Raw genomic sequence first — 14,885 nt, 5'->3', positions numbered from 1 at the left:
ATTTTTCTGAAAGCTTTAATTTAATCTGCCACAGGAATTAAAAAACTAAATTTACTGCCCTCTCCGATAGAACTTTCTACGTAAATACTCCCTTTTTCGGCCTCAATAAAATCTTTCGATATAGCCAAACCCAAACCTGTGCCCGATTTATTTTGTCCGTCGGTTGGCACTTGATAATACCTTTCGAAAAGTCTTTTTAAATACTGCTCTTCAATGCCCTTTCCAAAATCGCGGACTGAAAATTCTACAAATCCATTTTTTTCGGATAAACCGACAATTACAACAGATTTAGCACTACTGTAACGCATGGCGTTCGATAGCAGATTAACTAAAACCCAAGTCGTTTTTTGCACATCAGCATTTATCATCGCTACAGTACCCTCTATGTTGACATTTAGTTTAATTTCTTTTTGTTGTGCCTGAAAATTAACGGCATCAATCGCGAAATCTATGATCGTTTCTGGTTTGGTTCTAACTAAATTCAAATGGAGATTTCCTGTTTCTACCTGAGCCAAATCAAGAAGTTCACTCGTTATTTTTAGTAAGCGATCGCTATCTTCTTTAATATGAGTAACCAATTGTTTCTGTTCATCGTTCATATCGCCTATGCGCTGATCGTCGAGCAGTTTTAAACTCATTTTGATAGATGAAAGAGGCGTTTTCAATTCATGCGAAACGGTTGCTATAAAATTAGTTTTAGCTTCATCCAGCTCTTTAAATTTTGTAATATTTTTTAATACATACACCGTACCAACTGTTTTTGTACTTGTTTTAAGCACTGCTTCTAATTGGTCATCATTATTTGGGATGATAATTTCTCGATGTTCGAGCACAAAATACGATTCCTTTTCGTTGGTGTAAATTTTTAGCGCTTCTTCGGTTTGGTTGGTATTCAGTATTTTCTTTAATAACTCGTTTTTCTCGCCAAGCGAAACCGCATTACTACCGACAACTTTAAGCGGATCTAAATTCAATAAATCGGCAGCAACTTTATTAAAAAATAAAATTTCTTGCTTTTCGTTTAATCCAATAATCGCATCTTGCATCTGTTCTATAATAGTTTCGATGCGTTGCTTCTCTGACTTAATTTCTGCAACGTTGGAATTATCCCAACGGTTAAGCTCATTTGCCATTTTGTTAAATGCAGAAGCCAACTCGTTAAACTCATCGTTTCCTTCGAAATGCAGGTGCTTTTTATAGTTTTTTCTGCTAATTTCTCTAATACCAACCAATAATTCACTTAGCGGATTGGCAATAAAACTCGGGAAATTAACAATGAAAGTGAATAAAATTAAAAAGCATACAAATGCGGTAGCGCCTAAAAAAAGGGTTGCTCTTTGTGTTGCGTGTTGAGCATCATCATTTTTCCTAACGATGGCTTTCATATTTACCTCATCGATATTTCGCAACTGTAACCGCACTTCCGATTGAAGTAAATCGTTTTCGTTTTTTGATAGATTAACAACCTTTAATCTTTCAAAAGAGTTTTGAAGATTCGAAACAGCTTCTTTTTCGCCCTTTTCGGTAATGTTTTTAGATTCTGCTGCAATTATTAAACCGAAAGCTGTTCTATTTTTTTCGTTTAGTAAACCATTTTGAGCATCTAATTCTGCTCTCATTTGATTTACATATTGCAACGATTTATAATTATCCTTCAGAATAACTTTAGACCGTTTTTCGATCTGATTGATATGGTAAAGCGAAATGCTTCCGAAAGCAATCACAATAAAAAATAGAAAGCCGAAGCCTAGGCGGAGTTTAGTTTTAATTTTCATTTCAGAAATTAAATTTAAGATAAAATAACAAGGTCTGTATCTTTTTTAGCCATGGCCTTGAGGAGTTGATTAAATACGCTAGTACTCAAAATAAGCTGAAAGAGACTAAAATGTGGTTTTCCAATACAAATGGTGGTCACTTCTTTCTCTTCTGCAATTCTGATAATTGTTTTTGTTACTTCATCACTTTTAACACGAATAACTTCGGCACCTAAAGTTGTGGCTAATTTGAAATTGTTTAGCAAAAATCTTTGCTTATCAAGCTTAATTTTTTCGGCATTTTCTGAGCTGTTTTGAACGTATAAAACAATCCATGATGAATGATAATAAGAAGCCAACCGTGCTGTTTTTCTAATCACAACTTTTGCAGTCTCTTCATTTGATGAAATGCAAGCTAAAAACTTTTCCGACCGCAGCTTTATCTGCTTAGGCACTTCGCTATTAACCTTTCTTTCCACCTGATGCGCAACTTCTTTTAAAGCAAGCTCGCGAAGTTGTAAAATTGTTTCGGGTTTAAAAAAATTGTTCAGTGCCTGCTCAATTTTATGGTTTTTATAAATTTTACCTTCTTTTAAACGACTTAATAGTTCATCAGCCGTTAAATCTATGTTTACAATTTCGTCAGCAATTTCGAGTATTTTATCGGGAATACGCTCTGTTACAACCACACCTGTAATTTGCTCAATTTCTTCATTAATACTTTCAAGGTGCTGGATATTTACTGCAGAAATAACACTTATACCGGCTTCTAAAATATCATAAACATCTTGCCAGCGTTTTGCGTTTTTGCTGCCTTCCATATTGCTATGGGCAAGTTCATCAACAATAACAATTTCTGGGTGAGCATTTAAAATGGCCTGCAAATCCATTTCCGCTAATTCTTTCCCCTTATAAAAAATTTTCCGCCTCGGAATAATCGGTAAACCATCCAATAAAGCATGCGTTTCTTCGCGTAAATGGGTCTCTATGTAACCAATTCGAACATTAATGCCGTTGCGCAACAAAGAATGTGCCTCTTGCAACATGCGATAGGTTTTACCCACGCCAGCACTCATACCGATGTAAATTTTCAATTTACCTCTTCGATTTGTTTTAACTAAATCAAGAAACCCGCTAATGTCTGCCATGTTTATTTATCGTTTAATGCTTTGTTAGGGAATAGAATAAGTGTCTAGTTTGAGAATTGTGAATGGGAAATAGGGAATTGATCAGATGGCTGCCTGCATTTCGTTACTTTGCTCTTCTTTTTTTAGAAATTTACTGTTGCGATTGTTTACTGCCTCTCTATCCATTTCCTATTTCCCTCCTTCATTTTCCTATTACTTATTTCCTATTCCCCTCTCAAAATTAAAAACTAACTGCAAAGCTCGCAGTGAGCGCGGCATTATTATTTACGTTGGAAATTCCTCTCTCAAAAATTTTATCTTTACTGTCGTACACTTTTCCTTCTAATCGAATTACCGCGTTAGCTATAGGTGCATAATCTAAATTTAACGAATAACCTTTGGTTTTGAATCCGTCTGGAGTTCCTGTAGAAATAAATATTCCGTTGGTATCTTCGTAATACTCAACTCGACCAGCTAAAGACCATTTTGGATCAAATTTATATTGAAGAATTGCAACTGGAGAAAGTACTTCATTTTTACTTTTATCTGTCTTCGATTTTTGTTGTGTACCGTAATCGAAACCTACCGTTAAGCCCAATTTATCGGTTAATTGAAATATACCGTAAACATCGTTATAAAAACGAGTTACCCGAACCGAATCGGCACCTTCTGTACCTAAATAATTACTATAGTTTACCGTTATTTTATCGGTAGGCTTCCATGTTAATTGTAAACCACCGGCAGGCTTGTTGTTGCCCAATTGTCGGGTTATGCGTTGCCAGCCATTAAGATATAAAAGTGTTGCCAAAAATTTATTGTCTTCCGTAGCATAAGAAAGCTTTACGCCTGATTCATAGAAAGGCGTATTTTCCGAAGAAATATTGCGGGTTAGCACTGCACAATCTTTAGAAATTGCACTTTCGAAACCAATATGGGATGAAAAAATTCCTGCATCCAACCATAAATTGGCAGTTTTAGAAAGTTTTATACCAGCATTTGCTTCATATATATTTTTTAGCACGCCTGGCTCTGAAGCTAGATTAGCATTTGCGTAAGTACCCATCATTACCGCGAAATTTGCCCTTATCAAACCATCATCATAAGCTCCTTTTATAAAACCTAAGTTTAAATTTACCTCATTTGTTCTGTTATGAGAATAGATAAATCCTGGTCTGTTGTTATCAGCGGGTTTATTAAAATCATAACCGTAATAAGTTTCTAAATAACCCGAAAACTTTATTTTTGATTGTTCTTGAGCGTGTATGTTTGATGCTGTAAAAAAAGCAACAGCAGCTATTACTAGTTTTTTCATTTTCTATTATTATTAATTTTAAATGGAAGTTGATTGAATGGTATGGAATTGACAATACAAATAGGGAATTGACCAGATGGCTACCTGCATTTCGTTACTTTGCTTTTAAAATCGACAATTTATTTGCGCCGATTCTTATCGCATATGTGCCTATTTCCTTCTTTCTATTCCTTATTTCCTACACATTTATCTCAACACCTATTTCCCAAGTTCATCTAAAGCCACATTTAGCTTTAACACATTAATTTTTGATGGCCCAAATAAGCCTAAAAATGGCTTTTCGGTATTTTTTGCAATAAGATCTTTCAACTTAGATTCATCCAATTTTCTGATCGTTGCAATTCTCGATATTTGAATCTTTGCAGCTTGCTCAGAAATATTCGGATCCAAACCACTACCAGAAGCCGTAACTAAATCTGCAGGAATATCAGCTCTTTTAACCGTTGGGTTATATTTCAGTACGGTATCAATCCGGTCAGCTACCTGTTTTAAATACTCGGGATTGGATGGGCCTTTATTAGAACCACCAGAACCATCGGCTTTGTAATCAACTGCCGATGGCCGGCTCCAGAAATATTCTGGCTTGGTAAATGATTGACCAATGGCAGCATAACCAACTACTTTGCCGTCTTTCATTATTTTTTCTCCACCACCTTCACCTTTAGTAAACCGGCCGATTAGCATAATGAATAATGGATAGATTACGCACAACAAAACAAGTAAAACTGCTGTAAGGCGTACAGATTGTATGATGTATTTTTTCATTTTATTAAGTTTTATCATCCTGAAATTGTCTAAGGACCATTGAGGAGAATTTATTTATATTTATATTTTCGCTCCGAAAGAGCACTAAATCAATTGATATTGTTAACCTTAAACTAATGCTTACTAATTTTCGAAGGAAATAAAAAACGTTTCTACAGGATTAGAGGGAAATTGAATTACACCAAAAGTCCGACAACCAAATCAATTATTTTAATGCCTATGAAAGGTGCAATAACGCCACCCAAACCATAAATAAGCAAATTTCTACGTAACAACGCACTTGCGCCAATCGGTTTATATTCTACACCTTTCAGTGCAAGCGGTATCAATATTGGTATTATGATTGCATTAAAAATCACAGCTGAAAGAATTGCACTTTCAGGACTATGCAAACCCATAATATTTAGGCGTTGCAAAGCTGGGATTGAGGCAATAAATAGTGCAGGTACAATGGCAAAATATTTTGCTACATCATTTGCGATAGAGAAAGTAGTTAACGTACCACGTGTAATTAGTAACTGCTTTCCAATTTCCACAATCTCAATTAATTTAGTTGGGTCATTATCTAAATCAACCATGTTGCCGGCTTCTTTTGCCGCTTGTGTTCCACTATTCATGGCCACGCCAACATCTGCCTGAGCCAATGCAGGTGCATCATTTGTTCCGTCGCCCATCATTGCAACCAACTTACCTAAAGCTTGTTCATCTTTAATATAGTTCATCTTATCCTCAGGTTTTGCTTCCGCGATAAAATCATCTACACCCGCTTTTTCGGCTATATATTTTGCAGTTAAAGGATTATCACCAGTAACCATTACGGTTTTAACACCCATTTTGCGCAAACGCTCAAAACGCTCGCTGATGCCTGGTTTAATAATGTCCTGCAATTCAATTACGCCCATTGCTTTTTCATTTTCTGAAACTACCAATGGCGTTCCTCCGTTTGAAGCAACCTTTTTTACACTTTCTTGAATATCTAAAGGAAAAATATTTCCTGCTTTTTCCACTATGTTTTTGATTGAATCAGAAGCTCCTTTTCTAATTCTTCGTCCATCCAAAGTATCCAAACCACTTGAACGGGTTTCGGCAGTAAACTTGATGAACGTTGAACCTGAAGGTATGCCAGAATTTTTAAATCCTTGCTCGCTCGCTAATTCAATGATGGATTTTCCCTCTGGGGTTTCATCCGCTAATGAACTCATCACACAAGCATCAGTAAAAGCATCTACACTTACGCCTGCTGTTGGGTAAAAATTGGTTGCTTTACGGTTGCCAATGGTAATTGTTCCAGTTTTATCCAAAAGCAATACATCAATATCGCCTGCAGTTTCTACAGCTTTACCCGATTTCGTAATTACATTCGCTCTTAACGCACGGTCCATTCCAGCAATACCGATCGCCGATAATAAACCACCGATTGTAGTTGGAATTAAACAAACGAAAAGAGAAATTAATGCAGCAACTGTAATTGGCGTATTTGCGTAATCTGCAAATGGTTTTAATGTGATGCAAACAATGATAAATACCAGCGTAAAACTTGCTAATAATATGGTTAGTGCAATTTCATTAGGCGTTTTCTGGCGCGAGGCACCTTCCACCAAAGCAATCATCTTATCCAAAAAGCTTTCGCCAGGTTGGGTATTAACCATTACTTTAATCTGATCTGACAATACTTTTGTACCACCCGTTACTGAAGATTTATCACCTCCTGACTCGCGAATTACTGGTGCAGATTCTCCAGTAATTGCTGATTCATCTATGGTAGCAATACCTTCAATAATTTCTCCATCGGTTGGAATGGTATCTCCTGTTTCGCACATAAATACGTCACCTTTTCTCAGCAAAGCTGATGATCTGGTCTCGATTGTTCCATCTGGCAAAAGCACTTTTGCTGGAGTTTCTTCACGAGTTTTTCTTAAAGAATCTGCTTGCGCCTTTCCCCTCGCTTCTGCAATGGCTTCAGCAAAATTTGCAAAAAGCACAGTAAGTAGCAAAATAATAAAGATGGAGAAATTGTAAATTGGTGATCCTTGATCAGCGTGATTAATGGAGTAAACGGTAACATAAGCCATAACGGCAGTACCAACCTCTACAGTAAACATCACCGGGTTTTTAATCATCACCCGAGGATCTAACTTGATGAATGACTGTTTTAGTGCAGTTTGCACTAGCGCAGGTTCAAATAATCTATTTTGAGATTTCATTTTATTTTTTATTTAATTAGCGTAAAGTATTCTGCTATTGGCCCTAACGTTAATGCAGGGAAGTAAGAAAGTGCATTTAACACCATTATTACAGCAAAAGTCATCAAACTAAATGTTAACGTATCTGCTTTCAAAGTACCAGTTGATTCAGGAACGTATTTTTTTGCACCTAATAATCCGGCAATGGCAATAGGTCCTATGATCGGAAGAAAGCGACCTAAGAACATGATGACACCGGCAGTAACGTTCCAAAATACATTGTTATCTCCTAAGCCTTCAAAACCAGAACCGTTGTTGGCATTTGAAGATGTATATTGATATAGCATTTCTGAGAAACCATGAAAACTCGGGTTGTTTAGCCATGTTTTTGGTTGCACTGCCCACTCGGCGCTTGGATGGTTTACTAATATATAACTGGATAATGCTGTTCCAACTAGAATTAAAAATGGACTTAGCAAAGTAATTAACGCAGCTATTTTTACTTCCCTAGCTTCTACTTTATGACCAAGGAATTCGGGTGTTCTACCAACCATTAGTCCAGAAATGAAAACTGCAATAATTAAATAGATAAAATAATTCAGTATCCCTACACCACAACCACCGTAAAAGGAGTTTATCATCATACCCAACATTTGCCAAGTACCGCTCATCGGCATTGTACTATCGTGCATACTGTTAACCGATCCAGTAGAAATTATAGTAGTAACGGTGCTCCAATACGCAGAAATAGCTGGGCCAAATCTCACCTCTTTTCCTTCCATGGAACCAGTTAATTGCGAAATCCCCATTTTAGCTATTGCAGGATTTCCACCGATTTCCGACTGAACCATTGGAATCAGTAACATAAGCATACCGATTGTCATTACACCAAATATCATCCATCCTAACCGCCTGCGTCTAATAAATATGCCAAACGCAATAACCATAGCGATAGGAATAATTAATTGAGCTACAAGTTCAACGGTATTTGTGATATAGTTTGGATTCTCTAAGGGGTGCGCAGAATTCACGCCAAACCAGCCACCGCCGTTAGTTCCCAAATGTTTAATCGCTATCATTCCAGCTGCGGGTCCTCTAGATACATTTACAGTATCGCCTTGAACTGAAATAAATTTATCTTTACCTTGATAACTAGTAGGCGTTCCGTTGAATGCTAAAATTATTGCCATAACGATAGATAATGGAAGTAGCAAACGCGTAATCGATTTTACAAAGAAATTCCAAAAGTTACCTAATTTCTCTGTTGATTTATCGCGAAATGCTTTGAACAATACTACCGCTGCTGCTATACCAGTAGCTGCACTTACAAATTGTAAGAACATAATTACAAAGTGTTGTGTTAAATAAGTAAGTCCTGTTTCTCCAGAATAATCCTGTAAGTTGCAGTTTACCACAAAACTGATAATCGTGTTAAATGAAAGATCAGGACTCATACCTGGATTACCATCTGGATTCAGCGGTAACTTATTTTGGTAGATAAGCACAAAAAAGCCGTAAACCAACCACAATAAGTTTATGGTCATTAGTGCTTTTAAATGCTGTTTCCAATTCATTTCTTCCTTAACGTTAATGCCAGAAAGTTTAAAAATGCCAGTCTCAAGTGGCTTTAGGAAATCTGTCCAGACTTTTTCTCCAGCAAATACCTTTGCCAAATATATGCCTAGCGGAATTGCGATTACCAATGTGAGCAGGTAAGTCGCAATTATTCCAAGTAATTCAGTGTTCATAATGTTTAGTTAAAATTTTTCGGGTTTAATCAAGACGTAAATCATATATAGAAATACGGCGATTGAAATAATGAATAGTGCTACCATGTTTTTAAATTTTTTCGAACCAGTCAATTGATTTGTAAGCAACCCAACAAAGTAGAAGGAGTGCTAAAAGGAGGAGGATTGTAAGCATAATTTTATGTTTTTGTAATGCGTATTTACAAGTGCTGTGCCATTGGCATGGTTTTGTTAACAACTGCATGACAGTTAAATACTTACATAATATATTATAGATTATAAATTTTTGATCAAAAAAAAACCCTTCCATTATGGAAGGGTTTTTATCAAAACGGTAAGGATGTGCAAATACTTTTTTTAGCTCATTTCAATTTTATATTCTTCAATTTTCCGATATAAAGTGGTTAATCCTATGTTTAAAAGTTTAGCAGTTTCTGTTTTATTTCCTTTGGTATAAAACAGCACTTTTTGAATGTGTTTTTTTTCAATGCTCTGCAAATCCAATGCATTGCTATTTTCTTGGTTGATGAAAAATTCTATCGGCAATAAATCTGTGTCCAAAACATCTCCGTTTGATAAAATAACTAAACGTTCGAGTACATTTTTAAGTTCCCGAACATTTCCTTTCCAATATTGGAGCGTTAATGCATCAATCAACTTATCGCTCATTGATAGTTTTGCACGATTGGTTTTGTTCGCAAATTCTTTTAGGTAAAAATTTGCCAACGGAACAATATCTTCTTTTCTGTTGCGCAAAGCTGGTAATTCTACAGCGAAAACTGATAAACGGTAATACAGATCCAAACGGAAACGACCGGCATCTGCTTCTGCTTTAAGGTTGCGGTTAGTTGCTGCCAATATGCGAACATTAACATTACTTGTTACCGTTGAACCTACTTTAATAAACGATTGGCTCTCTAAAACTCGAAGTAATTTTGCCTGAAGATCTAAATTCATCTCTCCTATTTCATCTAAAAATAGTGTTCCACCGTCTGCTTCTTCTACAAGTCCTTTTTTATCTTTTAAGGCGCCTGTAAATGCGCCAGCTTTATAACCAAAAAGTTCGCTTTCTAATAGCTCGGGACTAAAACCGCTACAGTTTAAAGCAACAAAAGACTTATTTCTTCTCGTACTTTCAAAGTGAATGGCTTGTGCAAAAACTTCCTTTCCTGTTCCGGTTTCGCCGAGCAAAAGCACAGTTGTATCGGTAACAGCAACTTTTTGAGCTAAATTAATGGCCTCTTTAATGGCTTTAGATTGACCCAAAATTGATTGGAAACTATACTGATTAGAAATTTTACGCTCGAGCTTGTAGAGCCGTTCTTGAAGTTTTGCTTTTTCTTCTGCTTTGTAAACCAATGGGATAATCTTGTCGTTATCATCACCTTTGGTTAAATAATCAAACGCACCATTTTTAATCGCCAAAACGCCATCGGATATGGTTCCATAAGCAGTAAGATTAATTACTTCTACGTACGGCTTGATTAATTTAATTTGCTTAACCAGTTCAACACCATTTGCATCGGGCAATTTTACATCGCTAACCACAACCATTACATCGTAAATGGAAAGTGTTCTTAATCCTTCTTTTGCATCCTTTGCCTGAAGAACTTCAAAGCCTTCCAATTCTATAATCCTCGCCAATAAGCTGCGGATTTTAATTTCATCATCAATGATCAAAACGGTAGAAGCCATAAGAATTATTTATTCGACAATATTAGTAAAAACATTTATAGAATTTACCGCAACGATTTTTCTTTGAGCAGGAATCGGCGATTTGCAACCTTTGTTTATAAACCCGACCGAAAGCGGTATGCCGTCCCGATTTTTTATCGGGCTTTTCGGCATTTAGCAAAGGGCGGGACTGAAGTCTGCCACAGAGAACAGAACCGTTCGTTTTCAAAAAACTTAAGACACAAGCTATAATAAGATACTTATTTTCTCATTTACCATTGCGCTCAAAGTGTTTAAATTGGAATATGCATTACCCATTGTGTTGTTAAAATATAAAAATACTTGCTTGTTTTGCCCCAACCAATCTGCAATATAACCTGCATATTCACTCAACACATCGTCTTCATAACTTCCGCGGTAATTTCCACCCGGACCATGAAAACGCAGATAAACAAAATCTGTTTCAACCTGCATCACTGGCGTACTCGCAATCCCTTTATCGTGCATAACCAAGCCCAAATTAAAACTTTTGAGCAACTCGTAAACTTCATTTACGTAGAGTGATGGATGTCTAAATTCAAAGGCGATTTTCCATTGCGGTTCTTCGTTGTGATTTGTGAGCGAAAACATAAGATTTTCTAACTGCTTAAAATTGCCGATGCGAATACTTGGTGGCAATTGAACCAATAAACAACCTTTTTGATTGTTAACCTGATTGATTGCTGTAAAGAAAAGATTGGTTAAATTTTGATCAAAAATAAGGTTTTTACTGTGTGTAATTTCTTTGAACAATTTAAACGTAAACTTGAAATCGGGATGAACCTCCGTTAACCACTTTTTTACAGTTGAAGGTTGAGGAATTTTATAAAAGGAACTGTTAATTTCGATGCTATTCATTAACGAACTGTAGTAGCAAAGCCGGCTTTTATCTTTAAACTCGATTGGATAAAATTCTTTATTTGGAACCGGTAAAATTAAACCGCTGGTGCCAGAATAATAAGCGTTGGCTAGTTTATTTTCCATCATAATTGATTAATTAATTGATTTAGAACAGCTTTAGGCATGTTTTGTTCTATCAAATTATAAATAAATAAAAATCTAAAAAAGCTTGGTTCGGAGTACAATTATTTTTGACACTTGATTAAAAATTCAAAATATTTAAAACCAAATAAAAATTTCTACTGTTCTATTTATGAACCTATTTAAAATAAAAGTTATGGCAAATACAAAATCAACAGGCGCAAAAGCCTCAAGTTCTAAGACAGGAAAAATGGAAAATTCAGAATTTCATGAGTTTTTTGTAGATGAATTAAAAGATATTTATTGGGCAGAAAATCATTTGGTAAAAGCCCTACCAAAAATGGAGAAAGCAGCTACAAGTAAGGAGTTAGCCAACGCATTTAAAAAGCATACTAAAGAAACCGAGACTCATATTGCAACTTTGGAAAAAGTTTTTGAACTTTTAGGAGAAAAAGCTGTAGCGAAAAAATGTGATGCGATGGCAGGTTTACTTGCTGAAGCAACGAGTATTATAGAAGATACTGAAAAAGGAACGATGGTGCGCGATGCTGGACTTATTTTGGCAGCACAAAAAGTTGAGCATTACGAAATTGCAACTTATGGAACCTTGCGCACTTTCGCAGATAATATGGGTCATACCGATGTGTCGGATTTGTTAACGCAAACCTTAGAAAATGAGAAAGCAACAGATGTGGCTTTAACTGAAATTGCAGTTGGCCATATTAACGACGAGGCGGCGGCGGAATAACGTACAATTGCGTAAATAAAAACCCCCTAACTTTAAAAAGGCTAGGGGGTTTTTATTTTAAAACTTATACGATAAGGTTGTTAAAAATTGTCTCGGTGCAATTGGATTAACACTATAATTTTCGTGAACAAAGTAATTTAACTCATTTGAGATGTTTGAGACTTTTGCTAGAATTGAGAATTTTTTCCAAGCGTAACCTGCAGAGAAATCGAAAGTTGTAAAAGCTGTTAGCGGAATTATTCTGCCCGGCTTATTCTTTGGATCATTCCATCCCGCATTTCTTGCGCCAGTATAAAATGCCGATGTACCCAATTTTAAGCCTTTAACTGCACCGCTTTGAAAGGTATAAAACAAGGTAGCGTTGGCTGTATTTTTCGTAGTTCCTACTAAACGCACATCTTCCACCATTCCTGTAACATCGGCAGTATTGGTATATCTTATATAATTATAAGCATAGCCCATTAAGAAATCTAAACCCTTAACCAAATTCCCGGTTACATCAACTTCTAAACCATCGCTTGTAGATTCTCCATTTAACTGCTTGTAAATTAAACTACTAGTACCATCAGCCAAAATTGCAGCTTGCGCAATATTGCTGTTGATTATTTTATAGTAAGTTAAATTAGCTGTTAACTTTCCTTTAAAAAATTCATTCTTTAAACCCGCTTCATATTGATCGATAAATGAAGGGGATAATGCATTGTTATTAACATCCAAGCCAGAATTAGGCACGAAATTGTTGGCATAACTAATATATAATGAAGTTGATTTTGTTGGCTGATAAATCAAGCCCAATTTTGGAGAAAAAGCATCGTCGAATTTGTTGCTATTGATATTAAGAGAATCGTTTTTTAATGTTAATACTCTTGATCCAGCTATTTTTTGGACGGTATATCTTAATCCAGCCAATACTTTAAATTTTTCTGTTACTTCTATTAAATCTTGCACAAATGTTCCATATCTATAAACTGGTGCAAATGTTCTGCTAACAATGTACGAATCTGGTACAGCTCCATTTCCATAATAGGTTGATGGATTAAATAAATCTACATTTCCGTAATTTATCGTAGTGAGTGTTTTTCCATTTGAATCTAAACCATAACCGAAAGCATTGCTGGTTATTCTAGATTGATCTGCATCTAAACCCACCAAAAGTGTATGCTTAAAACCTCCCGCACTAAAATTTCCACTTAAATTAACCTGCTGATTATAAGTGTATTCTTGCGTAATTTGACGAGACAGATTTCGCTCTGCAATACCAGAGGCATTTGCACGTATCCTTTCGGCACCATAATAATTACGGTTATAAGACTGAAAAGCCCCTAAAACATTAACCTGCCATTGTTCGTTAAATTTATGATTTAGGTTTGCTTGCGCAGTTGCAGTATTCGTTTTATTGTAGGCCCATGGTGTATTAATAAACTTATCGCGACCGTAATCTACTATTTTACTATCTACCGAACCTACACCGAAATCTGGTGTGTAATCGCTTTTTAAGTAATCGCCTTGTACTAAAATTTCGGTTTTATCATTTACATTATACAACAATGAGGGATTAACATAAAAGCGATTCGATTGAACGAAATCTCTAAAGCTTCCTGAGTTTTCATAAGTAGAGATGGCTCTAAAAGCAACTTTTTTTGAAATTGGTCCGTAAATATCTACCATCGGCTTGTATTGGTCATAACTTCCAGTCCTCATCGAAACCTCGCCACCATCTTCAAACTTTGGTTTTTTGGTCACCATATTTACCACAGCACCACCTGTAACGCCACCATAAAGTAAGGCAGCACTTCCTTTTAAAACTTCAACCGATTCTAAAGTGCTAGCTTCTGGACTACCACCTATTGATGTTCGAGCACCATTTTTTAAAATATTATCTGACCCTAAACTGTATCCCCTAGCATAAAATCTTTCGCCAACACTTCCCCTATTTGCGCCTAAAGCTACGCCATTTACATTCTTCATCACATCCCCAAGGCTATTTACTTGTTGATCAGCAATTATCTCTTTACCAATAATTTGTACAGATTGAGGAAGATCTCGTGGCGCAATAGCCATTTTACTAAGCTTTACAGGTTTATTATTTGGAGAGCGATAGCCGTTAATTGCTACTTCATTTAACTGTGAAGCAGTTTCTGAAATTGAAAAAGAAACATCAGTCGTCTTTCCAGCTTCAACATTTATTGTTTTTTCTTGATTTGAACTGCCCACCATAGATACAACTAAAATATATTGTCCAGGTTTTACCCCCATTAATTGGTAATTGCCCTCTGTGTCTGTTGCGGTAATTTTCTTTGTATTTTTTAAACCGATGCTCACATATTCTGCGGGTTTTCCATCACTGGTTTTAATTGTGCCCTTAACCGAAACTCTATTCTGAGCATTTGCTCCACTTATAAATAAATTCGCCAAAATCAGCGTAAATATTAAACTCCTAATCATAGTTATATTTTCTTATTTAGAATTATTCTTATCAAGCGCAAAGAAAAGACTTAAATGTTAATTCACCAAAATTATTTTTAATTATTCTAAATAAAGATAATAATGTACC

Annotated in this window: 11 protein-coding genes; 1 reads left to right on the top strand and 10 read right to left on the bottom strand. The window is 35.8% G+C overall.

The annotated features are described in order from the left end of the window. Nucleotides 1-20: 20 nt before the first annotated feature. The 9 genes from EZJ43_RS06870 to EZJ43_RS06830 form a co-directional block, all read right to left on the bottom strand. Nucleotides 21-1,775: a HAMP domain-containing sensor histidine kinase gene (locus tag EZJ43_RS06870; RefSeq protein WP_133261941.1), complete on the bottom strand. Its 1,755-nt coding sequence runs from the start codon at nucleotides 1,773-1,775 to the stop codon at nucleotides 21-23. 14 nt (nucleotides 1,776-1,789) lie between these two features. Next, nucleotides 1,790-2,902: a sensor protein KdpD gene (locus EZJ43_RS06865; RefSeq protein WP_133261940.1), complete on the bottom strand. Its 1,113-nt coding sequence runs from the start codon at nucleotides 2,900-2,902 to the stop codon at nucleotides 1,790-1,792. A 220-nt stretch (nucleotides 2,903-3,122) separates the two neighbouring features. Continuing rightward, nucleotides 3,123-4,193 (bottom strand): porin, encoded by a 1,071-nt coding sequence (locus EZJ43_RS06860; RefSeq protein WP_133261939.1) that lies wholly within the window; start codon nucleotides 4,191-4,193, stop codon nucleotides 3,123-3,125. A 198-nt stretch (nucleotides 4,194-4,391) separates the two neighbouring features. Next, complete coding sequence (locus EZJ43_RS06855; RefSeq protein ID WP_133261938.1) at nucleotides 4,392-4,958, bottom strand: K(+)-transporting ATPase subunit C; 567 nt, start codon at nucleotides 4,956-4,958, stop codon at nucleotides 4,392-4,394. A gap of 176 nt (nucleotides 4,959-5,134) precedes the next feature. Then, on the bottom strand, nucleotides 5,135-7,162 hold the full coding sequence (gene kdpB, locus EZJ43_RS06850) for a potassium-transporting ATPase subunit KdpB (RefSeq protein WP_133261937.1): 2,028 nt from the start codon (nucleotides 7,160-7,162) through the stop codon (nucleotides 5,135-5,137). An 8-nt stretch (nucleotides 7,163-7,170) separates the two neighbouring features. After that, nucleotides 7,171-8,889, bottom strand: a complete 1,719-nt coding sequence (gene kdpA, locus EZJ43_RS06845; RefSeq protein ID WP_133261936.1) for a potassium-transporting ATPase subunit KdpA — start codon at nucleotides 8,887-8,889, stop codon at nucleotides 7,171-7,173. A 9-nt stretch (nucleotides 8,890-8,898) separates the two neighbouring features. Next, the gene (locus EZJ43_RS17610; RefSeq protein WP_133262019.1) at nucleotides 8,899-8,976 is read right to left on the bottom strand and encodes a potassium-transporting ATPase subunit F; all 78 of its coding nucleotides are present in this window, start codon (nucleotides 8,974-8,976) and stop codon (nucleotides 8,899-8,901) included. A 270-nt stretch (nucleotides 8,977-9,246) separates the two neighbouring features. After that, entirely contained in the window at nucleotides 9,247-10,584 is a 1,338-nt protein-coding gene (locus EZJ43_RS06835; protein WP_133261935.1) for a sigma-54-dependent transcriptional regulator, read from the bottom strand. Between the two features lie 225 nt (nucleotides 10,585-10,809). Continuing rightward, entirely contained in the window at nucleotides 10,810-11,586 is a 777-nt protein-coding gene (locus EZJ43_RS06830) for a DUF72 domain-containing protein (RefSeq protein WP_133262017.1), read from the bottom strand. A 193-nt stretch (nucleotides 11,587-11,779) separates the two neighbouring features. Between EZJ43_RS06830 and EZJ43_RS06825 the strand changes: the two genes are divergently transcribed. Next, nucleotides 11,780-12,331, top strand: coding sequence for a YciE/YciF ferroxidase family protein (locus EZJ43_RS06825; RefSeq protein ID WP_133261934.1), 552 nt, complete (start codon nucleotides 11,780-11,782; stop codon nucleotides 12,329-12,331). A 57-nt stretch (nucleotides 12,332-12,388) separates the two neighbouring features. On the opposite strand, the gene EZJ43_RS06820 is transcribed toward EZJ43_RS06825, so the two are convergent. Further along, the gene (locus EZJ43_RS06820; protein WP_133261933.1) at nucleotides 12,389-14,776 is read right to left on the bottom strand and encodes a TonB-dependent receptor; all 2,388 of its coding nucleotides are present in this window, start codon (nucleotides 14,774-14,776) and stop codon (nucleotides 12,389-12,391) included. Between the last annotated feature and the right edge of the window lie 109 nt (nucleotides 14,777-14,885).

Origin of the sequence: Pedobacter changchengzhani (assembly GCF_004354365.1) — a bacterium.
In the GTDB taxonomy this organism is placed as follows: domain Bacteria; phylum Bacteroidota; class Bacteroidia; order Sphingobacteriales; family Sphingobacteriaceae; genus Pedobacter; species Pedobacter changchengzhani.
The sequence above is the reverse complement of the archived record's forward strand: the minus strand, read 5'-3'. Positions and strand labels throughout refer to the sequence as shown.